Raw genomic sequence first — 22,252 nt, 5'->3', positions numbered from 1 at the left:
GTAATCTCAATAATTAAATACAAGCAACTCAATCAGCAAATTTTTGCAAAAGCGATTAGAATAGTCAGTTTCCTATGCTGCTAACCATATTCAAAGTAAGCAGCACGTTTCATTTTTAATTGGGCGCACTATGTCAGACAATACCACGACTGCTACAGCAAGCATAAAGTCGAGCAAAACTTCTCAAAATGTACTATCTACCGATGTTATTGATACCGCGACGCTACTGATTAAGTGTCGTGATCAAGCAGGTATCGTACAGGCCGTATCTGAGTTTATACACCGTTATAGTGGTAATATTATTACGCTCGATCAGTATTCAACGGCTCATGAAGGTGGGCAGTACTTTATGCGTTTGGAGTTTGCGTTAGCAGGCTTGAGCGAGATTATGGATAACTTTGAAGCCAGCTTCGGTCATACGGTGGCCAAGCGTCACAATATGGCGTGGCGCTTGCATAACAATGCGATTAAAACCAAGGTTGGTATTTTAGTATCAAAGTTCGATCATGCGCTATTAGATTTACTGTGGCGTCATCAGCGCGGATTACTCGATTGCGAGATTACATCTGTTGTCAGTAATCATGAGGATCTGCGCCAAGCAGTAGAGAATTTTGGCATACCTTTTCACTATATACCAGTGACCAAGGATAATAAAGCCGAGGCGGAAGAGCAGATTCATACGTTGATGGCAGGCAATGATTTGCTGGTATTGGCGCGTTATATGCAGATTTTATCGTCTGATTTTGTCAAGCGTTGGCCGATGCAAGTTATCAATATTCATCACTCGTTTTTGCCCGCATTTGTGGGGGCTGACCCATATCGTCAGGCCTATGAGAAAGGCGTCAAGCTGATTGGGGCGACTGCGCATTATGTGACTGCTGAGCTCGATCAAGGCCCCATCATTGAGCAAGATGTGCACCGTGTGACCCATCGTCAAGGCGTGACAGAATTACGTGCTATTGGCCGTGATATCGAGCGCAATGTATTGGCGCGCGCCGTGAATTGGCATGTACAAAACCGCGTGATTGTGGCGGGCAATAAAACCGTGGTTTTTAACTAGCTCTTTGCTAGAGCAATTTTAAAATCAAAAGAAAGCTTTTTAAGCAGAGTTAATAATAAGCCGCCAGTATTAGTATTTAATACTGGCGGCTATATTTTGCAAATCACATTATTGTTCTAAAACTACCTTTATAACAGCATCTCCAACACAAACTTGCTACCGACAAAGCCAATCGCCAGTAGAATAAAAGCGTAAATGGTGATGTTAGCAGCACGTTTACCACGCCATCCTGCCCGCCAATTGCCAAGTAGCAGTGCACCAAATAATAACCATGACAGCAGGCTAAATACCGTTTTGTGAGCAAGATGCTGTGCCATCAAGTCTTCTACATAAACAAAGCCAATTCCTAGCGCGATACTCAGTAAAACAAAGCCGACCAACAGCATATCGAATAATAAGCTTTCCATACTTTGCAGTGACGGGAGTTTATTGACCCAAAAGCGATGAATGGTCTGATGCTTAAGTTCACGAATTTGTAACCGTAAAAATAGCGCTTGCACCGCTGCCATCAGCAGCACACAATAGGCGGCAAGTGATAACAAAATATGAGTCTCAAGCCCAACGCTGATGTCGGTAATGGGTTGATAAGGGGCGCGGCCGACGAAACCGACGGTCATGCCTATCAGTGCAGTAGGCGCTGCTAAGATACCAAGGCTGACGATAGGACGGTATAGGCTAAACAGCACGTAGAAGAATAAGAAAAACAAACTGATTAAACTAATGATGTTAAACAGGTTGAAGTTTAGCCCATAGAGGGTCACGACATACGGGTAGAGTAGTGTGGCGTGCGCGAGCATACCAACCAGTAATAACCCTAAACTGATGCTCTTTGATATGGGTTTATCCTGAATCAGCGCCCAACCTATGTAAACGCTGACTAAGATGTAAATCAGGCTAGCAAGTAAGAATGCAAGGTGCACAGATATAAAGCCTCATCTCATACTGAGCGCAGAATGGCCGCTCAATTTATCGCTAAAGTGGTATTATCGGAATGATTAGAATAATCTTCCAATTTATCATAAAATGGGGAGCAATTGAGCATCATCTTGCTTATCGCCTACAAATGCTTATAGTCAGTCAATTGAGATGCAAATTAAATAACCCCTAAAATACATGTGATATAAGTGTTGTAAGCATCCTTTTTGCAAAACCACTATAAGCTTTGAATCATCTTAATGCTATAGTATTGATACTGTGCTGTTTTTTGTGACGCTTTTATAAGAGCGTCGCTAGATGTGTAAACACACCCTATATTATTTAGAAACCCTTTAATGGGTTACTTAACGCTGATTGAATCAACAATTACTTCAATCAAGAGCTATTTTAACTAAAAACTATTTTAACCAAAAATTATTAACTGCGAATTATTTTAACTGAGAGCTATTTATGTTTGATACCTTAACAGAACGCTTATCGTCGAGCCTACGTAATATCGTGGGCACAGGTCAACTGACAGAAGACAACATCAAAGACACCTTGCGTGAAGTGCGTATGGCGCTACTAGAAGCCGACGTGGCGCTGCCAGTCACTCGTGATTTTGTAAAACGCGTAAAAGAGCAGGCACTGGGTGCGGAAGTGCTGAAAGAATTGGCACCAGGACAAGCGTTTGTAAAAATCGTTCACGACGAGCTGACCGAAATGATGGGCAGTGCCAATCAGCAGCTTGAGATGACAGGTAAACCACCAGTCGTGTATCTATTAGCAGGTTTGCAAGGTGCTGGTAAAACCACCACGGCTGGTAAATTGGCCAAATTTTTGCAAGAGCGTCATAAGAAAAAAGTCATGTTGGTCTCAGCTGACGTCTACCGCCCAGCTGCTATTGCCCAGCTTGAGCAAGTAGCTGGTCAAGTGAATGCCAAGTTCGTCAATTCAACGACTGACGAAAACCCGATCGATATCGCCCTACGTGCTATCGAAGAGGCCAAAATCCAGTATCAAGATATTCTGATTATTGATACCGCAGGTCGCTTACATATCGACGACACCATGATGGATGAGATTAAAGCCCTCACGGCGGCAGTCAATCCTTCAGAAACCTTGTTTGTCGTCGATGCGATGACGGGTCAAGATGCGGCCAATACTGCCAAAGCCTTTAATGATGCGTTGCCACTGACCGGGGTTATCTTAACCAAAACCGATGGTGATGCGCGTGGCGGTGCGGCGCTTTCTGTACGTGCTATCACCGGCAAACCAATTAAATTCTTAGGTCGCGGTGAAAAGTTAGATGCGTTAGAGTTGTTCCACCCAGAGCGTATTGCCCAGCGTATCCTTGGTATGGGTGACGTACTGAGTTTGGTCGAAGAAGTTGAACAAAAAATCGACCGTGATAAAGCCGAAAAAATGGCGAAGAAGATGCAAAAGGGTGGCGACTTCGACCTTGAGGATTTATTAACCCAATTCCAGCAAATGAAAAGCATGGGCGGTATGGCAGGATTCTTAGATAAGATGCCTGGTATGGGTGGCTCTGATATGCAAAAAGCGGTTGAAGACGCTAAGCCTGAAGAAAAAGTACGTGAGATGGAAGCCCTGATTAATTCCATGACGCCGTTTGAGCGCAAAAACCCAGATAAGATAAATCCTAGCCGTAAGCGCCGTATTGCCGCAGGTTCTGGACGTGAGATTCAAGACGTGAATCGTTTGCTCAAGCAGCACAAGCAAATGGCAAAAATGATGAAAATGATTTCAAAGCCAGAAGGCATCAGTAAAATGATGAAGTCTATGCAAGGTTTGATGGGTGGCGGCGGCGGTGCCGGTGGTGGCGGTCCTCTATTTGGCGGTGGCGGTCAGCAAGGCGGCGCTAAAGACGTGAATCCGCAGCAAATGGCGAAGCAGATGGGCCTTGATCCAAATAACATGCCAAGCACTGAAGAGATGCAAAAGCAGATGCAAGAGCTACAAAACCAAGCGCCAAAAAAGTTTAAGACGCGCTTTTAAATGCTAGCAGGCTGTCGTTGCAGTCAGTATTAACAAAGGATGTTAATAAAGACCTCAAAGCTAAAACAGTTTTGAGGTCTTTTTTTATGTCTGTCATATTTAAATAATATCTGATGGATAAAGTATGAAAAACGTAGAAATTAATAAAATTCGCTTATCCTAAATGCTATGATAGGCGCTGTTTTATAATGCCAAGCGAATAAGCCGAGGTGATGATGTTTTTAGCAATGGATACCGTGTTTGATCAGTGTTCAATCGCGATTTTAGATGCCAGTGGTCAAGTACTCTCGAGCCATACTGAGACGGGCAAACGTCAGCAGACCCAGCAAATTCTGCCGATGATTGATGCGGCATTGTCTGAGGCTAATCTGCGTCTGGCTGATATACAAGCATTGATATTTAACCGAGGTCCTGGCGCATTTAGCGGTATACGGATTAATACGGCAGTGGTGCAAGCGCTATCAGTGGCGCACGATATTCCTTGTGTGGGTATTTCTAGCCTACAAGCGATTGCCCAATGTGCCTATCAAAAGTACGGCTTGACCCAAGTTTATAGCGCGCTTGATGCGCGTATGCAGCAAGTTTATTTTGGGCAATATGCTGTAATAGACAATGTTATGCAGCCCGTTAATCAAGACAATGGCGAAGATACCGAGCAGCTGCTTGATTATGATAGCCAGACAGCCCTTAACCTGCCCATCGCCGGAAACGGTGCGCCGCTATTAAAGACACATGATGGGCAAGCAAGCCATGAAGATGCTTGGCCAGATGCGGTGGTGATTGGACAATTAGGTATTGCTCAGTTTATGACCTCTGGTGGTAGCGATGCGGCGAATGCATTACCAAAATATCTGCGCAATCAGGCGTGGAAAACGCTGAAAGAGCAAGGTAAGGCTTAGTTTCTGCTTTATAACATGACGATACGGGTAATGACTAAATACTCTGAATCAACAAAATACAGAATACTATAAAGGTAACGATCATATAGGACAGGCGATAGCGCTGTCTTTTTAGGGAAGCAACTGTGGATATACTGTTATTAATCCAAGCGGTCATCATGGGTATCGTTGAAGGTATCACTGAGTTTTTACCCATCTCTAGCACTGGGTACTTGATTTTATCAGCAGATTTGATGGGGTTTTGGACCAAAGATAAAGTTGATTTGTTTGTGGTGGTGGTGCAGCTTGGGGCTATCTTGGCAGTTATTTATGATTATTGGGGCAGGCTCTGGCAGGCATTGATGGGGCTGTTGACTGGTAAAGCAGAAGGCATGAGCAATCCAAGACAGCTTGGGCTGAGCTTAATTGTCGCAACCATTCCAGTAATGATAGTGGGCTTTACCTTTGCCGATGAGATTAAAGCGTATTTATTTAATCCTATTGTCGTGGCGATTATGCTGATTGTCGGTGGTCTGCTGATATTTTATGTCGAAAATCGTCCTAAAGCCATTATTGCGCAAGAAGCGGAAGACGTCAGCTTAAAAACAGCTCTGATGATTGGTTTGATGCAGTGCCTTGCCTTGATACCAGGAACATCACGCTCAGGTGCCACTATTATTGGTGCGCTTTGGCTTGGCGTATCACGTAAGGCCTCGGCAGAGTTTTCTTTCTTTTTGGGCATTCCTGTCATCGTCGGTGCCGCACTACTGGATTTGCTGAAGCATCATGAGGTGTTGACCAGTAGCGAGGACTGGTTGGTATTAGGCATAGGCACCGTGGTGTCTTTTGTTGTCGCCTTACTTTGTATACGCTTATTGGTCGCGTGGGTCAGCCGTCGTGACTTTAAGATCTTTGCTTGGTTACGTATTATCACAGGCATCATCGTACTGGTCGCTGCTTGGGGTTTTGGCTATCAAATGGCAGGCTAGGATTTATAATGGAATAGTTTTTGATGGTAATACATGTGCTCTTAAATACTAGAAAGGAATGGCAGTTAATATGACCAATGTGAAGCAAGTACTGACCGCTCATATTAACTGCCAACTACTTTATGTTAGCGAGTCGCAGCAAGTGCAGATTGAACGCTTGCAAGCCTTGATAGAACAGCATCAGTTGCCCATCACTTTAAATACCGAGCTATTTACCGAAAAGCTCAATCAAAAACGTCGCCAGCAATTAAGCCAGACAGCAACCCAACCTATATTGTTGTTGGATGAAAAAAACAAACTGTCATGGCTGAGTGATGGGTTAAGCGTGGCACCAGAATGGGATAAGCTACAGCGCCGTGTGGTAAGTGCTGGACGCAAGTCTGAGTTATTATTGCAAGCTGCCAAAATAACATCAGACAGCATGATTATTGATGCGACCGCAGGCTTTGGTCATGACAGTCTCATATTGGGCAGTACTGGCGCTCAAGTTATTATGCTCGAGCAGCAGCCTTTGATGGCGTTGTTACTGCTGGCTGAACAGCAACGTATGAGCGCGCTGCCAAATTGGCAAAAGCTGATGAGCCGTCTACAGATTATCAATGTCGATGCGCTCAGTTATTTTGAAAAATTACAGACTGATGCGATACATGATAGTAAAGAAAATGATGCGAAAGTAGTTGATGTAATATATCTGGACCCTATGTTTCCAGAAGACAGCTATCAAGACAGCAAAACGGGTAAAGGTGCTAAAGTGGGCAAGCATATGCAAGCCTTGCACCAGTTGGCTCGCCCGCCAACATCAGAAGAAGAGCTGCAATTGCTACAAAGTGCGCAAGCAGTCGTCAGTCAATATGCTCAAAGACAAGGCCGCGTGGTTGTGAAGCGTCCGCAGCTTGCGCCGTTACTTGCTAATCAACAGCCGAGTGAAAGCTGGCATAATGAAGCAGTCCGCTTCGACGGTTATTTTTTTTGATGGCTGTTATTTCAAAATGTATTTTTTGATAGACATCTTTTATGATGACGAATGGACTCAGTGAATCAGCTTGAGTATTTAGGGTTAATGGATTTAGGAGCAAGGAATGTCAGCGCTAATCATATGGATAATGGGTGCAGGTTTATTATTAATCAATATTATCTTACGTACTCGGATATTAAGATTGGAAGCACGTTTAAAAGAACTCAGCAACCCGCAAGAGCAGTTGGCATTTTTACGTCAGCAAGCCGCAAATAAAGAGAAGATCCCTGCCATTAAAGCTTTGCGCAAACAATATCCTGAGCTGTCGCTCATCGAAGCTAACAAATTGTGGCAACAAATTCAGTAGCTCGCCAATGTATTAATAATTCAATGTAATGATAAGCACTCTAATAGCACTTCATATAAGAGCTGCCGGAAGCGTAGGCAAACACGCACAAGAAACCTTCTATTAATGATAATTAAAATACCATGACATTTAACGACAAACTACAAGCCTACCTGCAACTAACGCGCTTTGATAAACCCGTAGGTATTGAGCTATTACTATGGCCAACGCTATGGGGCGTGATGTTGGCGGCGATGGGTCATGCGCAGCAGCAAGGGGCAACGGCAGGTCTGCCAAGCCTAAAGATATTTGTGATATTTGCACTGGGCGCGATTTTTATGCGGGCGGCAGGCTGTGCGATTAATGATTTCGCAGACCGTAAAGTCGATGGTCATGTGACTCGCACCAAAGGTCGACCATTGGCCGATGGACGCCTGTCTGCTAAAGAAGCCATTGCTGCATTCTTAGTGTTGGTATTACTCAGTGCCAGTTTGCTCTTCTTTTTACCTGTTTCAGTATTTTACTGGTCGCTTGGTGCGGTCATATTGGCGTTTATTTACCCTTTTATGAAGCGCTATACGCATCTGCCACAAGTGTTCTTGGCAGCGGCGTTTGGTTGGGCGATACCGATGGCCTATGTGGCGATACAAGGTTCACCTGACATCTGGTGTTGGCTGTTGTTTGTCGCTTATATGTGTTGGACAGTGGCCTATGATACCCAGTACGCCATGGCTGACCGTGAGGATGATTTGAAAATTGGGGTTAAATCAACGGCGATATTATTTGGCCGCCATGACATGATTATTATCTCGCTGCTCCAAACTTTATTTTTGCTGATTATGGGCGTGGTGATGTGGCATTATTTTGCACCGACGACGTTAGGTCTTACCCCAGTCTTTGGCTTGGCATTAGTCGCGATGATGTTTGCCAAGCAAAATAGTGCTTGTGCCAGTCGTCAAGCTTTGGCTTGTTTCCAGGCATTTTTGGCCAATATATGGGTAGGGCGTTATGTCTTTGCTCTCATCGCAATTGCTTGTCTATGGACGACGTTTAATGGATAAATTAAATAAATTTTCGATATTAAAAGCAAAAAAGCCTTCTGACCCTAATGCGCCTGTTATCGACTATCAGGCAAAGCTGGCTGAGCATGGGCTAACACGCGCACAAGTCATTGAAACTGAGCGCAAACTGGCAAAATTTGCTAATACTATGGATTCGCTCGTACGTGTGCCTTTTACCAAGCAGGGCATGGGTGCTGATGCGGCACTTTCGACCATTCCACTGGCAGGGGATTTAGCAGGGCTTGCCTTGACCAGTTATGCCTTTATATTAGGCCGTCAGTTAGGTGTGCCGGCGCATAAAATGACGCCAGCCGTCAGACTGGCGCTCATTGATATGGTGGTTGGCATCGTGCCTGGTATTGGTACGCTGTTAGATGTGTTTATTCGTCCCAGTCGCAAGACGTTGACCATCGTGCACGAGCATCTCCACGAAGAATATGGCATCACTGAGACCATGCATATGGATCGGCCATTTTTGCATCAATCCTTGGAAGACAGGCAGCAGCAAGGCCGCCTCCGTTTTTTTTGGCGCAACCCAGTTGTTGCTTGGTTGTATTTACATATTCCTGATATTCTTGGCTTGCTTGTCATTGTAGTGATTGGCTTGGGGTTATGGGCGCTAATCGGTTGGTTGGTCGGCTTATTTGGCACAACGACTGGTTTTGGTTACTTAGATTAACACATGAAGTGCAATATCAAAGAGCAGGTGAAAAAGAGGCCTAGATGCGCTAGCATCAAAGCTACTATCCACCGCCAAAGTGAGATTGCAACCATGAGCTATACACATCTAAGCCTAGAGGAACGATATCAGATTTATGCCCTTAGAGGGGCACAACATAGTATTAAATTTATAGCAGGGGCGTTAGGCAGAAGTTCAAGCACCATATCAAGAGAGCTTAGACGCAATAAAAGCCTACGAGGCTACCGAGCAAAGCATGCAGACAACACCGCTAAAGCGAGGCGGGCAAATAATGCCTTCACCATCATTTTAAACGTCTGGGACTGGGTCGTGACTAAGCTTAAACTGCAGTGGAGTCCTGAGCAAATAGCAGGCGTTCATAGTGGAGTCAGTCACATGAGTATCTATCGTTACTTATGGACGGATAAGAGGCAAGGCGGCACGCTATGGCAATATTTAAGACGCAAAGCCAAACCCTATCGTCAAAGGCTTACCACTGAGACTCGTGGGCGTATTAATGACAGGATATCAATTCATGAGCGCCCTCATGTAGTAAAAGAGCGATCCCGCATCGGTGATTGGGAAGCGGACACCATCATTGGCCAAAACCACAAACAAGCTATCGTGACAGTAGTAGAGCGAAAGACAGGTTTGGTTAAGATGAAACGAGTGACGAAAAAGAGTGCTCATCTGGTCGCGGATGCGATGGTGGTTATGCTAACTCCAGTGAAACTACACGTTAAGACGATTACGTCCGATAATGGCAAGGAATTTGCGGATCATAAAGCCATTAAGCAAAGACTCTATAGTGGGTTTTACTTTGCTGATGCTTATGCCTCATGGCAACGAGGAACAAACGAAAATACCAATGGCTTGATTAGAGAGTACTTGCCTAAAGGATGTGACTTTAGACAAGTATCTGATGATGAGGTTCAAAATATTGAAGACAGGTTAAACAACAGACCAAGAAAACGATTGGGGTTTAAAACGCCAAACCAGGTGTTTTATTCCATTACTTAGCGTTGCACTTGGTGTGTTAATCTAGGTTAATAAACACTTAAGCACATAGAATAAAAACCACATGAGAAAAGGCGGCAACGATATGAACGTTTGCCGCCTTTTTTTTGCTTAAAATATTATTTTTGCGCAGCTCTAAGCCACTTATCTTTTGATGAATTACTCAGTGATGACTTCTGCTTCAGCCCTGACCGCATCGAAGCTAGTGACTTTATTGTTTTGAATAAGGTCAATACTGCCACCACCTGCATGGCTGACTAACTGGATGCTACCGTCTGTAGAGCGGTAAGTTGGATTATTGCCTTGGCCTTCTGGTGCACTTAGTGTGATTTTTGGCTTGTTAGGTAAGGTGACGATAGCATTGAGTACGCCTGCTGCCGAAGTCTCAAAAACAACAGAAAGAGAGTTGCCAGCCGCGCTTTTATAGCGTACATCGGTAATTTGAGCACCTTTGATTGCCTGTTCAGGGTTTGGCGCAGAAGGTGTATCGTTTGCAGTGACAGCAGTACCTTCAAGGTCATTCTCTAGCTGAGTTAAACTGATATCGCGCTCTGGATTTTCCGTTGTTTGCACAGGGTCATCATTAATACTTTCATTATCAATGGCTGGTGTATCGACATTGATATTGGTCGTCACGGGTGTGGTTTGAATTTCCGTGTCAGTCTGCGTATCGTTAGTCGTTTCAGCATCAGGTGATTTTTCGCACGCTGTCAGCAGCAATAAGCTAACAAAAGCAGCAGCAACTATTTGAGAGTTTTGAGAGTAGCGCTTTTGTCTTTTGACTTTAGGCAGTTTTGATACTGAAGTATTCATAATGATTTTGCTGTCCATTAGGTGGGCTTGATGTAAGGTTAATACTTAATAATAAATAATCTACCACTGATGATTATTTATTATTAAGTATTAACCGTTATAACCAACTTGCGCTGACTGATATGATTCCTATGCTCACATAAATAAATACCTTGCCACATACCAAGCCCCAATGCGCCATTGATAAGTGGAACCGTTAAGCTGACTCCAAGCATGATGCTTTTAAAATGGGCTGGCAGGTCGTCTGAGCCTTCTAGCGTATGACGATACTCTGGTAGGTCGGCTGGTGCAATTTTATTGAGCCAGTCTTCAGTATCTAATCTGACATCTGGATCGGCATTCTCATTGATAGCGAGACTGGCTGAGGTATGCTGTAAAAACAGATGCACCAGACCTGCCTCAGATGAATGCGGTATTAGCGCCTCGATGGCATCTTCAATCAATGGCGTGATGATATGAATGCCGCGACCATAGGCAGGTAAGGTAGGAATGGCTTGATGATAAGGCATGGAATCTGTCTCGTTATTAAAATCAACGGTGGTGTTCTAAAAAGTATGCTGGCATCAGACGTAGCCATAATTGACATAAAAGAACACCAGATCGAATACTTTAAAGTGATTATCAAGCTTTTTTGAGAAGCAACAAGTCTTTCTAATCGATCGTCTTAATCGGTGTCTAAGACGGCAGTTATTGCCTTCAATGCCTACCGTATGCTGTTTGCCAATTCGTTTGTTATCACTTTTAAAGGCGGTTATAAAACTGTCCCAGTTGTCCATGCTAATCGAGCCATAGCTGACTGTAAGCTGCTTTAAACGTGCTCTTAACTTCTTAGCCGTTTTTAGGTCACGTTTGCCCCAGACATAAGCGACAATCTCATTAGTAGCACGGTCATAAGCGTAGATGAGCCAGACTTTACGCTTCTTGCGATACACGTAAGTCCAGAACTCATCAACCTCTAAGCGTTCATAATATCGCTTCTTAGGCGCGATCTTATAAACAGATGAGCCTATGGTGCCAAGTACTTTACCAATGCTAACCTTGGCTATAACGGCTGTGTCTCTAACACCACAACCTCGGACAGTCATCAGTCGTATGAGATCTTCTATTCTAGAGTGACAGCCGTTATAGGTTACCGCATGATCGCCAATAAATTGGCGTTTGCAGTCCTTGCATTGGTAGTTCTGCTTGCCATAGCTTTTTATGCCATGTATCGAAAAACTGGGACTGTGACAGTCGGGGCAATTGATCTGTATTTGTGTCTTCATAACCTCAAATATATCATCTTGCTTTGACTGTCACCCTCCCTTTATTACTCCAGCATACTTTTTGATACACCACCAAATCAACTTATAAAGCTCATACTACAAGATAGTCATGAGCGTTGAAAGTGTTGAAAGTTAAGCCTTAGGACAGACAAAAATCCACCTCAAAGTTTCAAGTAAGTGGCGTCTGTAAGCGTGTGCGATTAGGCGATAGTCGCGCAAGCATCGCCGATGATAATGGGGCAAACGAGCCTAGCATCATATCTGCCAATGCTTCAGCACATATCGGCGCAATCGCATAGCCTTTAGCGCCCATCGCACTCATCACCCAAACCCGCTTACTGTCTGCAAGTGGTCCAACGATTGGATGGTAATCAGGCGTTTGAGTACGAATGCCCGCACGACCTTGCCATAAGCTGCTATCTGTTGGAATAACTGACTGCAACTCAGGAATAGCAGTGACGAGCTTGTCACGGCTAATCTGATGCTCTTCAGGACGGATGCCTGTGTCTGTATCGTTGCGTACAAAACTGGCGCCCAGTAATAAATGTCGTCCGCCTTCTACCACATTATTCAAATCATTATCACCAGCTTGAGCGATAAAAATAGCGCAATAGCCACTGTACTTAAGCGGTATTTTAGGTAATTTTGTGAATTGTTCGGCGCTGGGCGTAAACCAAGAGAGCTGACCACGGATTTTGCGACAATCAAAAATACGCTTATGCAGCTCATGGCTCTCATAAGCGGCGCAAATTACCACATTATCAGCGCTAATAGTCAGTAGATGGTTATCCTGATTACTGCCTTTTATATAAACACCTTCTTCTGCTTCACTAATATCATCAACGTTTAATTGTTGAAAGTGGATAAGCGGATGCGTCAATACGGTATCTTTTAATGCTTGCGGATTGACCAAGCCGGATTGTGGCAAATACAAATTCTCTGATAAGTCTTGGGCTTTTAAGTCGCTGATATCTTGTGCTTGCTCAAGCGATAAGGTGGTTGCCATCTCATCAGGATAATCAGCGATTTGCTCTGTGCCAATGTTAGCCTTTATAAGTAGGTCAAGAGCGCCTGTTGGTTCAAGTACTGGCGCTGTATGTTTCTGTGCAGCTCTGTCATTAAGCTTTTGATATAGCCTGCTGCTATAGAGATAGCCAATGGTATGCAAATGCTCATCAACATGATGGATGGGTGTCATCTTGGGCGCGAGTAGCGCGCGAGGGTTACCTGATGCACCCGCCAACGGTGCTGACTTGTCTAGCAAAGTGACATGAATACCACGATTGGCAAGCGTCCACGCCATCATCAGTCCTGAGATGCCAGCACCAATGACAATGCTATGGGAGAGGTCAGAGTTATGGCTATTATGCTCACTCTCAATGTTCTCTGAATAGTCAGGCTCAGTCATGATGGCCGTTAGCATTTCACGCTTACGGCCAAAGCCTTTTACTTTTTTAATCTGAAAGCCGCAGCCTTGTAGCGCGCGTTTGACGATACCAGCACAGCTATAGGTGGCTGCGGTGGTATTGGGACATGACAAGCGCTGTATTTGCGCAAAGATACTCTCCGCCCATAAGGTGCTGTTACAAGAAGGGGCAAAGCCATCTAAAAACCAAGCATCAACGTAGGGCACGGGCTTGATGGAGGTGTCTAGTGCCAGTTTGGCGAGGCTATCAGTAGCATCGCCCAGCCATATATCAACGGTCAAACTATCATCAAAGAAGCTTAAACGATGACAGCCAGCGATAAGGGGCGGGTAAGCAGCTAAAAACAGATCAATGAGCTCTGCCAACTCAGGAGCACGCTGTCCCCATAGTGCGAGTATCTGTGTGAGGTCTGCAAGCGGTATGGGGAATTTTTCAGTAGTAATAAAATGCAGTTTCGCAGTCGCCAATTGCGGATGGATGGCACGCAGCTGTCGCCATAATTGCCAAGTCGCCAAGAGGTTTAGCCCCGTACCCAAGCCCAACTCAGCGATGGTAAAGCATTGCTTTGGCGCAAGGTTTGCCAGTCGTTCTGATAGCTGATTATGTGCCAAAAACACGTGACGCGATTCTGCTAAACCATCGGCATGTGAGAAATACACATCACCAAACTCGCCAGACACAGGTACTTTATTGCCCGTATCATCCACTTGCCAGGCAATATTGGCAGGAGTAATGAGGTTTGGTTGTTCAGCAGTTTTAACTTGAGTGGTAGGCATGAGCAGTTCTTAGGAGCAGGATAAATTTTATGAGAGCGCTTGAGTGATTAAAGATGCTTGAACATCAGCAGGCGTCGTAAATATGCAGCATTAAATAGGCGCTATCAATAACAAACGATGGCACTACCAACGTTCACGGCGAACAAACACGAGCCAAGATATAAAAATACCGACCAGTAAACTGATTAATACCGTAAATGCCCCATATAAAAATAGCTGACCTTTGCTTTCATAAACCAATACATTGACTTGAGTTTGTAGATTATTTACTTGACGCTGCAACTGCGCATTACGGCTCAATAGCTCTTGATTGGCATCAGATAACGCCTTGTTAGACGGCTGCAGTTGTGCTGCCAAGGTATTACTGATATCCAAGCTCGAATTGGCGTTGTTTGCTTGACTGGCCGCTTGCCCTGTTAAAGGTGGTGCGGTCGTAACGGTATTCTGATTAATACTATCATTAGTATTAATAATCGTTGGTGCGGCATGCACTGACATAGCCGCGACTAGAAGTACGCTAGCGAGACTATGCTGATAGCAGCGAGTTTTCAACAAAGATAAGTACTGATTCACGACTTTGCTACTTTACTTGAGAGGTTGTCATCTGCTTTTGGCAAGGTATGAATAAAAGGTCTGATATCGACGTGACTGTAGACACCATCACGCAGATAAGGCTCATCATTTGCCCATGCTTGTGCCGCTTCAATAGAGTCAAAATCAGCAATAATTAGGCTGCCTGACATAGCATCTTTACCATGCTCAATAGGTGTTGGACCGGCGATGATTAGTCGGTTTTCACGACTTAATGACTGCAGGCGTTCGACATGCTCAGCGCGGGTAATCTGACGTTGCGCGCTGCTATTAGCCACGTCATGACCAATAATGGCAAATAAGGACATGAGACTTCCTTGTTAAGAAAATTAAAATGATAATTTATTTGAAATGAGAATAATAAATAATAGGTTTAATCAATATCGAGTAGCCAATAGTGATTAATTATTGCCACTATTGGCATTTAACCACATCAGTAAATTTATAATAAAATCATAGGTGGCATTTATCAGTGCTTAAAGCGCTAAGTGCTATCAATCAATAGGGTTTGATAAGCACTCTTTGGTAAGTGTTATTTAACCGTTTTATCCGTTAGCGCTGGATTGAGATGCTTTTTTAAGACGGCAAACTGCGCAACGACGAACACCAACATAATAGGAATCCAGCCGTAAGTTTTAAAGTTAATCCATGCTTCATCTGACATCGTGAACGCTGTGATATAATGCAATATGCCCATAAAGGCGAAAAACAGTGCCCATGCAATGGTGAGTTTTTTCCAACCACTCATGGTGAGCGAAAAGACATCTTTCATTGCCAGTTGCATTAATGGTTTATTAATGGCGGCACTGACCAAAAGCGTCAAGGCAAAAATACCGTTGATAATCGGAGATTTCCAGCGCAGATAGATGTCATCACGCAATAATAAAGTACCACCGCAGAATAGGATGGTTAATAGCAAGACGACCCATTGCTGCTTATCAAATTTGCCTTTTTGACGAATAAAGTGAATCGCATACACAATAATCGTGGCGATGAGCAACGCGCCAGCGGCCGCCAAAATGCCACTGTAACGAGCAGCAATAAAAAAGGCAATTAAAGGAATAAAGTCTAATAGGGCTTTCATAGCAAATCGGCTGTCCAACAAAACGTATGGGATAGTTTACACGTCTACTGCGGCAAAAAAAAGCAATCAACACGATAATCATGCTATATCACTGGCCTGCGTGGCAATACCTCATTATTATGACCCATAAATATTGTTGCTGCCAAATATAATGGCTTTTTGCTAGGTCATCTCTTAGGTTTATTATTTACCTTCTATACTTTTATCTTTTCAATTTTTATTTTTTAATGCTAAGGCTTACTTATGAAATTCGATTTACATTGTCACAGTACGTGCTCCGATGGTACTTATGCACCAACGGAAGTGGTACAGCGCGCCCATGCGGCCGGCGTCAATGTATTGGCGCTGACTGATCATGACACGCTGGCAGGGATTGATGAGGCACGTGCAGCTGCCACTGCTTGCGATATGCAACTGATTAATGGCGTTGAGATAAGCTGTGAGCATACGCTTAGCGGCGGCTATGGCAAAAACAAATCAACCAATAAGATTATTCATGTACTTGGACTTGATTTTACTGACCGCGACAAAATGCATGCAACGCTACAACAATTACAGGACAGTCGCGCCACTCGCGGTCAGAAAATCACTGAGAAGCTTAGTGAGTTATTAAGTATCGATTATGATGAGCTGTGGCAAGCCGTACTTGGTAAAGCCGGTGGCAACCCACAAGCCGTTGGGCGTGCGCATATTGGGCAGGTATTGTTTGAACGCGGTGACGTTAAAACGGTACAAAAGGCTTTTGATAAATATTTGGCAGATAATAAGCCTGCTTATGTGGCGATTGATGCGCTGAGCATGGCTGACGGTATTGAGCTGATACATGCGTGTGGAGGCAAGGCTGTATTAGCACATCCTACGCGTTATCAGCTATCAGCAACACGGGTACGTAAATTGATTGAAGAGTTTGCTCAGCTTGGCGGCGATGCCTGTGAGCTACCGGCGAACAGTGAGCCGATTAGCACTCGTAGAATGGTGGATCGCAGTATCGCTGAGCACAATCTAGTCACCTCGATAGGTAGTGACTTTCATGGTAGTAATATGCCATGGCGGCGCTTGGGTGATGTGCCAACATTAAATGCTGAGCAGCAAGGGGTTTGGCAATCTTTTTCTGAACTGAACTGAACTGAACTGAATTAATCTAATCACTTGAGATATAGTTTAGTCATATAGAGTATGGAGTTTACTAAGGCTAATCTGGTTACACTTTAGTATGAGGTATTACCCTATAAACAGGTAAAACAGATTGAAAACTTAGAGAAATATTGACACACTTAAAGAGTTGCTTAAAAGCATATATGGCTAAGGGCTAATGATGCACTTTTTCATATTTTAGCTTTTTTATACTAGGGTGTGTCCTCAATTCAATCGAAGACTACCTAAAATGAGGACACGCCCTAGCATTACGCCAAACTGTTGGTGCGACATCTAGTGTACTTAAATTTCTCGCGGTAGCCCAATTATGTCTGTATCGATATCTCATCTAGGCTACAAACGATTGTCCCAAGCAATTTTTGAATGGCAAGCAGCGGATAGAACGTCGCTGCTTGCCTTGTTTATTGTTATGGAGGTTTTTTTACACTGGTTGTGGTGTTTGTTTGTTTGGTGGCAACAAGATGCGCTCAATCCTTATGTGAACTTGTCTCTTTTGTATCCATTGTGGTTCGGCATAACGCTGGCAGGGTTGTTTTTTTGGGGTATCTTCAAATACTTGTTTTACACCACCATTGATAGTGATAAAGCCTTAGACAAATGGCAGATTCTTTTAGTGCTGCCTTACACTGTCTACATTGCTGTGGTTATCGTGATGGTAGGATACAGCAGCTTGTTTGCTGGGGTATCGCTGGTTGGTGGCACGATGCTATGTATGGTGCTAATCAAGCGTCGCTACGCTTGGCGGGTGTTTTTACTGCAAATACTTTTGATTTTATTGGCCATCATTTCACCTTATTTTGGTATCCATTTGCCTAGCTTGCGCCAGCTGACGGTGATTTATCCTCTTTTAGATACTCACAGCTATTTAACCTACAATGAGTTAATGGCGATTGAAAATACTGTTGCCGCCTCAGTGTTCAAAAATGATACCTTAAACTGGGCGAGCATCAGCGAGTTGCAACGCTCATCGACGTTTTTTTGGCGCTCAACCCATGTGCTTTTAGCATTACCCAAAGCAATATTTATCGTTTATATGTTCCGTACTTTGCTGTTGATATTGGATGACAGCAAAAAAGAGATATTAAAGCATGCCAATCAAGATGAGCTCACTCAGCTCAAAAATCGCCGTTACGGTCTAACGCAGATGCAGCAAGCCTTAGCACGAGTGCGTGATGGTGAGGACTTTAGTGTGATTTTGTTGGATTTGGATTGGTTTAAAGACATCAATGATAATTATGGTCATGAAGTAGGCGATCAGGTTTTGACGGAGGTGGCACAGACGCTTTTACAGTCGTTGACTGAGGAGGCGATTGTGAGTCGTTATGGCGGTGAAGAGTTTTTGATTGTATTGCCAGATACCAAGCATGAGCATGGCATGGTTGTCGCCGAACAGTTGCGCAAAAGCATCGCTGAACACGTTATATGTGTCGATGATGAAGTCAGTTTTAATGTTACTGCCAGCTTGGGGCTTTATACGTTGACTCATGATAAGCGCATCTGTATCAAAGAGGATTATGATGCTTTGGTACAAAAAGAGAGTCAGCCAAAATTATCAGTCAGGCAAGCTGCTAAATTACCCGCCAGTAAGCAAGTGGCTAGACAGATATCAAAAGCGCAGCTGCCGAGCGATATTTGCCAACGCTTAATAAGTACTGCAGACAAGGCCTTATATGAAGCCAAGAACCGCGGTCGTGACAGAGTAGTAAGTGCCAACGAAATGCTCGACGTAGCAGATAGTGGTGTTGCACCTCTATATGGTACCTAAACCCTAATACTTAAACTAAGGCGCTTAAACTCAGGCACTTAAACCAATCTACTCAATATGTGCCACTTAATCTACAGCACTTAATATGTAAAACTTGATAGCTGCTATATATGTAATGAACTGCACCTAGCTATAAGGTACTTAACTGCTGAACCACACTTGCCAAGACACTGGTCGCAAAGCTGCCAGTCGTCAATGTAAAGTTTAATACCAACATTTGCTCATCATTATGTTGCCACTCCCAGCTCATCTCTTCAATTGGTAGTCTCAGCGCTCGTCGTTGTGCTTTCACATCGCGCTTCTCTAATCCTATTGCCAGCTGTGTTAGTAAATCACTATTCTGTACCACATCGTCTTCAAGCTGAGCTGCTACACTGCTGACTTTGTCATTAGCCATGCCCCATAACACGCCAGTCGGATGAATATCACCGCTAGCAACTCGCGCACGTAAAGTGTCGTCTATTGCTTCACTGGTAAATATCGAGCCTGAACCGTCTAAGTTAAATACTTCACCTGTCAGCCCTGTATTCCAACTACCATCCCGTACCCGTGCAGCCAATATCTCATTGAATATTAAGCTACGCGCGGCGGATAATTCCATAGAGTTTTGCTCTCGCGGCGTACGTTTGCGTTTACTCTTCTTTGGCTGCGGTCGGCTCTCTGGCGTTGGACGCGCAAACAATGCCAAGGCTTCTCGAATATTATTACCATTCCATCCAAAACGCTGCGGACCAAAGTAATTGGGTACGCCAGTTGTGCTGATATTTTGCAAATGCTGTTCTACAGACGATTTATCGTCATTTTCCAATTCAATATCTCGCAAGGTGATAATAAATTGATTGGCCCTATGTGTACCGCGATTAAGCTTTTTATTGTGCCAATGCTGAGCAAGGATGGTGACAGACTCGTTGTCGCTGATATCTACTGGTGAAAACTCAGACTCTGGCAATTGCTTTTTTGGTATTCGTAGGCTAAACCACTGCGTCGTCAGCGCATGACGGTCTTTGAGTCCTGAATAACCGACATCACGTAAGGGAATCTCTGCCCACTCTGATAGCAGTTTCGCCAAATAGGCAGTATTCACCCCTGACTTCTCTATATGTAGCCAGAGATGCTCGCCTTCGCCAGTAAAGTCGAGCGGCAATATCTCATTGACGACAAAATCTGTGTTATGGGATTTGTAAGTCGCTTGTTTGATAGGTGGCAAAGTCGGCTGCGGTAATTGGGCAGTCTCCGTCGCTGCCTCGAGATCAAAACTGGTGATATCAAACTGTTCATTATTAGATGACTGACTGTTTAAGTCAGGTTCAGAGGTAGATGTAGCTGTCATTTCGTTCTGATTATCTTGATCTTGAGAATTCATAAAGTCGTCTTGTATTTTGGTTATAAGTTTTAAATTGAAAAAGTAGAGCTATTCGTTAAAGGCTAGTAAAGGTTAGGAAGTTACGTTTTGCAACGCAGCGAACATACAAATAAACAGCGTACGCTAACTGGGCTTGCTACTATCAATGAATCTGCTTTTTTAAATGTATATTTGATACTAAATAAAATGGTTACATAACATTATTATGCGTGACTGGTACAAGTTTTTCTCGCTTGCTGTGCCTACGCCGACAGAGGCTTGGTAAAATTCATCCCAGTAACGCTTGGTAGTCCGCATTAAACCTGTATTCATTAAAGTATATCGACTATCTCAAACACGTTTTATTCAGGAAGTAATTATAACTGTTAAGGATGACCTATGAGCCAAGTTAATAATAACCAAGCCAATAACAAAATCGCTGCCAAAAACCTAGTAACGATCAATAAATCTGACATTCCAAGTGGCGGTATGAAGTCATATAAACAAGATGACGATAGTATCATTTTAATTACCCGTGATGAGGACGAGTTTTTTGCCTTTGATGGCAAATGTCCTCATGTTGGTGCAGATCTAGGTGATGGTATGCGCTGTGGTAATCGAGTGGTCTGCCCATGGCATCATGGCAGTTTTGACAGCCGCGATGGCACGCTATTAGAGCCAGTTGCTATGCGTGGATTGACTCAATATGAGCTGATAGATGAGGGCGACAGCTTGACCGTCAATACTTCAGCGAAGATAGATGAACGCGTCGAAAACGACAAGCTGACTGATACCCATACTATTATCGTTGGTGGTGGCGGTTCAGGTTTTATGACGGCCAATCAGTTGCGTCGTACGGGCTATGGCGGCAAGATTACCTTGATTAGTAAAGATGATAAAGCCCCTTATAACCGTCCTCTATTGTCGAAAGCATTTTTGGCAGGAAAAATGGAAGAGAAATATCTGATGCTTGGCGGCAGCGAGTGGGCCAGTAAAAATAATATCGAGCTACGCTTAAACCAAACCGTCAGCGAAGTATTACCCAATGAACGCACCATCGTGATGAAAGACGAGAGTGGCAATAGTGAGCAGCAAACAGCGGACTTCCTCGTGGTAGCGACAGGTGCTGAACCTAAGGTACCACCTTTTAAAGGTGCTGATTTGGACGGCGTCTATACGCTACGCAGCATGGATGATGCCAAAAACATCAAAGCGGCCAGCGATAACAAGCATGTCGTCATTGTAGGTACGGGCTTTATCGGCATGGAAGTGGCGTCTGCTTTAATGGAGGCGGGGAAAGCAGCATCTGTCACCGTTATTGGGCGCAGCCGCCGCGTCATGAGCAATATCGTCTCTAAAACGGTGAGTAATGCGCTCATCAAACTCCACGAAGAAAAAGGGGTGAAGTTCGCATTCGGTGCTGGTGTTGATGAAATCAATGGAGAAGGTAGTAAAGTCAGCGGTGTAAAACTGTCAGATGGCAGTACGATTGCAGCAGATGTGGTCATTTTAGGTACAGGTGTCGCACCACGTACCGAGATTTTAAATGAGGTGAACGCTCCAGATGGCGTGCAAGTGGATGAGCATCTAAAACTGCGTGATGGCGTCTATGCGCTGGGTGATATTGCCAAAGCGACCAACCAAATGGGACGTATGCGTATTGAGCACTGGCGGGTGGCTCTGCAACATGGCATCGTGACGGCAGCAGCTATCTTAAATCAAGACAATGTCAACTCGCTAGAGGAACGTATCCCTTTCTTTTGGACGGCACAATATGGCAAAAGCCTACGCTATAGCGGCCACGCTGCTACGCCAGATAACAACATTTTGTTTGGCTCGCCAGATACGCTAGATTATATTGAATATTACTTTGATGACGATGGGGAAGATACGCGTGCGAGTGCTGCTAGCACGTTAGGGCGTGATAAAGAGCTGGTCGCCTTTTCTGAGCTGCTGCGCCGTGGTCATGCGCCAACGCGCGCACAAATTAATGCAGGATTTAATCTCATTGACCAAGCGCAAGCATTATCACGCTAGCATTTAGAGGGTTATAAGGTTTACTATAAAGGCTGATCTATTAATTTAGGTCAGCCTTTTATCATATAGCCTTTTATA

21 protein-coding genes are annotated in these 22,252 nt (G+C 44.1%); 12 read left to right on the top strand and 9 right to left on the bottom strand.

The genetic code is table 11. From position 1 onward, the window contains the following. Window positions 1-130 precede the first annotated feature (130 nt). Window positions 131-1,060 carry a formyltetrahydrofolate deformylase gene (gene purU / locus QL919_RS01615; protein WP_290187842.1) on the top strand — a complete coding sequence of 310 codons (930 nt, stop codon included), beginning with the start codon at window positions 131-133 and terminating at the stop codon, window positions 1,058-1,060. 128 nt (window positions 1,061-1,188) lie between these two features. Here the strand turns inward: purU and ccsA are convergent, their stop codons facing one another. Then, on the bottom strand, window positions 1,189-1,980 hold the full coding sequence (gene ccsA, locus QL919_RS01610; RefSeq protein ID WP_290187841.1) for a cytochrome c biogenesis protein CcsA: 792 nt from the start codon (window positions 1,978-1,980) through the stop codon (window positions 1,189-1,191). 466 nt (window positions 1,981-2,446) lie between these two features. Here ccsA and ffh point away from each other — a divergent pair, with 466 nt between their 5' ends. The 8 genes from ffh to QL919_RS01570 all read left to right on the top strand — a co-directional run bounded on the left by ffh (window position 2,447) and on the right by QL919_RS01570 (window position 9,922). Next, window positions 2,447-3,994, top strand: a complete 1,548-nt coding sequence (gene ffh / locus QL919_RS01605) for a signal recognition particle protein (protein WP_290187840.1) — start codon at window positions 2,447-2,449, stop codon at window positions 3,992-3,994. Window positions 3,995-4,209: 215 nt separating this feature from the next. Beyond that, the gene (gene tsaB, locus QL919_RS01600) at window positions 4,210-4,893 is read left to right on the top strand and encodes a tRNA (adenosine(37)-N6)-threonylcarbamoyltransferase complex dimerization subunit type 1 TsaB (protein WP_290187974.1); all 684 of its coding nucleotides are present in this window, start codon (window positions 4,210-4,212) and stop codon (window positions 4,891-4,893) included. Between the two features lie 125 nt (window positions 4,894-5,018). Then, window positions 5,019-5,861 (top strand): undecaprenyl-diphosphate phosphatase, encoded by an 843-nt coding sequence (locus QL919_RS01595; protein ID WP_290187839.1) that lies wholly within the window; start codon window positions 5,019-5,021, stop codon window positions 5,859-5,861. A gap of 70 nt (window positions 5,862-5,931) precedes the next feature. Beyond that, window positions 5,932-6,834: a class I SAM-dependent methyltransferase gene (locus QL919_RS01590; protein WP_290187838.1), complete on the top strand. Its 903-nt coding sequence runs from the start codon at window positions 5,932-5,934 to the stop codon at window positions 6,832-6,834. 106 nt (window positions 6,835-6,940) lie between these two features. Beyond that, window positions 6,941-7,183 carry a hypothetical protein gene (locus tag QL919_RS01585; protein ID WP_290187837.1) on the top strand — a complete coding sequence of 81 codons (243 nt, stop codon included), beginning with the start codon at window positions 6,941-6,943 and terminating at the stop codon, window positions 7,181-7,183. A 122-nt stretch (window positions 7,184-7,305) separates the two neighbouring features. Continuing rightward, a complete protein-coding gene (gene ubiA / locus QL919_RS01580) occupies window positions 7,306-8,223 on the top strand; it encodes a 4-hydroxybenzoate octaprenyltransferase (RefSeq protein WP_290187836.1) in 918 nt (305 codons plus the stop codon). Continuing rightward, window positions 8,216-8,902 (top strand): DUF4112 domain-containing protein, encoded by a 687-nt coding sequence (locus QL919_RS01575; RefSeq protein WP_290187835.1) that lies wholly within the window; start codon window positions 8,216-8,218, stop codon window positions 8,900-8,902. The genes ubiA and QL919_RS01575 overlap by 8 nt, the downstream gene beginning before the upstream one ends. Window positions 8,903-8,995: 93 nt before the next feature. Next, window positions 8,996-9,922 (top strand): IS30 family transposase, encoded by a 927-nt coding sequence (locus QL919_RS01570; protein WP_290187834.1) that lies wholly within the window; start codon window positions 8,996-8,998, stop codon window positions 9,920-9,922. A 156-nt stretch (window positions 9,923-10,078) separates the two neighbouring features. Here the strand turns inward: QL919_RS01570 and QL919_RS01565 are convergent, their stop codons facing one another. The 7 genes from QL919_RS01565 to ispZ all read right to left on the bottom strand — a co-directional run bounded on the left by QL919_RS01565 (window position 10,079) and on the right by ispZ (window position 15,875). Next, the gene (locus QL919_RS01565; RefSeq protein WP_290187833.1) at window positions 10,079-10,732 is read right to left on the bottom strand and encodes a hypothetical protein; all 654 of its coding nucleotides are present in this window, start codon (window positions 10,730-10,732) and stop codon (window positions 10,079-10,081) included. Window positions 10,733-10,815: 83 nt separating this feature from the next. After that, window positions 10,816-11,241, bottom strand: a complete 426-nt coding sequence (locus QL919_RS01560; protein WP_290187832.1) for a secondary thiamine-phosphate synthase enzyme YjbQ — start codon at window positions 11,239-11,241, stop codon at window positions 10,816-10,818. Between the two features lie 54 nt (window positions 11,242-11,295). After that, entirely contained in the window at window positions 11,296-11,997 is a 702-nt protein-coding gene (locus tag QL919_RS01555) for an IS1 family transposase (RefSeq protein ID WP_290187831.1), read from the bottom strand. Between the two features lie 169 nt (window positions 11,998-12,166). Beyond that, on the bottom strand, window positions 12,167-14,200 hold the full coding sequence (gene mnmC / locus QL919_RS01550) for an FAD-dependent 5-carboxymethylaminomethyl-2-thiouridine(34) oxidoreductase MnmC (protein ID WP_290187830.1): 2,034 nt from the start codon (window positions 14,198-14,200) through the stop codon (window positions 12,167-12,169). A gap of 123 nt (window positions 14,201-14,323) precedes the next feature. Beyond that, window positions 14,324-14,698: a hypothetical protein gene (locus QL919_RS01545; protein WP_290187829.1), complete on the bottom strand. Its 375-nt coding sequence runs from the start codon at window positions 14,696-14,698 to the stop codon at window positions 14,324-14,326. 71 nt (window positions 14,699-14,769) lie between these two features. Further along, window positions 14,770-15,099 carry a YciI family protein gene (locus tag QL919_RS01540; RefSeq protein ID WP_290187828.1) on the bottom strand — a complete coding sequence of 110 codons (330 nt, stop codon included), beginning with the start codon at window positions 15,097-15,099 and terminating at the stop codon, window positions 14,770-14,772. Between the two features lie 224 nt (window positions 15,100-15,323). Then, window positions 15,324-15,875 (bottom strand): septation protein IspZ, encoded by a 552-nt coding sequence (gene ispZ, locus QL919_RS01535; RefSeq protein WP_290187827.1) that lies wholly within the window; start codon window positions 15,873-15,875, stop codon window positions 15,324-15,326. 243 nt (window positions 15,876-16,118) lie between these two features. On the opposite strand from ispZ, the gene QL919_RS01530 reads away from it, so the two are divergent. Further along, window positions 16,119-17,000 (top strand): PHP domain-containing protein, encoded by an 882-nt coding sequence (locus QL919_RS01530; protein WP_290187826.1) that lies wholly within the window; start codon window positions 16,119-16,121, stop codon window positions 16,998-17,000. A 337-nt stretch (window positions 17,001-17,337) separates the two neighbouring features. Continuing rightward, window positions 17,338-18,795 carry a GGDEF domain-containing protein gene (locus tag QL919_RS01525; RefSeq protein ID WP_290187825.1) on the top strand — a complete coding sequence of 486 codons (1,458 nt, stop codon included), beginning with the start codon at window positions 17,338-17,340 and terminating at the stop codon, window positions 18,793-18,795. Window positions 18,796-18,925: 130 nt separating this feature from the next. On the opposite strand, the gene QL919_RS01520 is transcribed toward QL919_RS01525, so the two are convergent. Next, window positions 18,926-20,158: a tRNA pseudouridine(13) synthase TruD gene (locus QL919_RS01520; protein ID WP_290187824.1), complete on the bottom strand. Its 1,233-nt coding sequence runs from the start codon at window positions 20,156-20,158 to the stop codon at window positions 18,926-18,928. A gap of 378 nt (window positions 20,159-20,536) precedes the next feature. Here QL919_RS01520 and QL919_RS01515 point away from each other — a divergent pair, with 378 nt between their 5' ends. Continuing rightward, a complete protein-coding gene (locus tag QL919_RS01515) occupies window positions 20,537-22,174 on the top strand; it encodes an FAD-dependent oxidoreductase (protein WP_290187823.1) in 1,638 nt (545 codons plus the stop codon). Window positions 22,175-22,252 lie beyond the last annotated feature (78 nt).

Source organism: Psychrobacter sp. APC 3426, from assembly GCF_030408035.1.
Classification (GTDB): Bacteria; Pseudomonadota; Gammaproteobacteria; order Pseudomonadales; family Moraxellaceae; genus Psychrobacter.
Note: the sequence above shows the minus strand (reverse complement) of the source record. Positions and strands in the feature narration are given on the sequence as shown.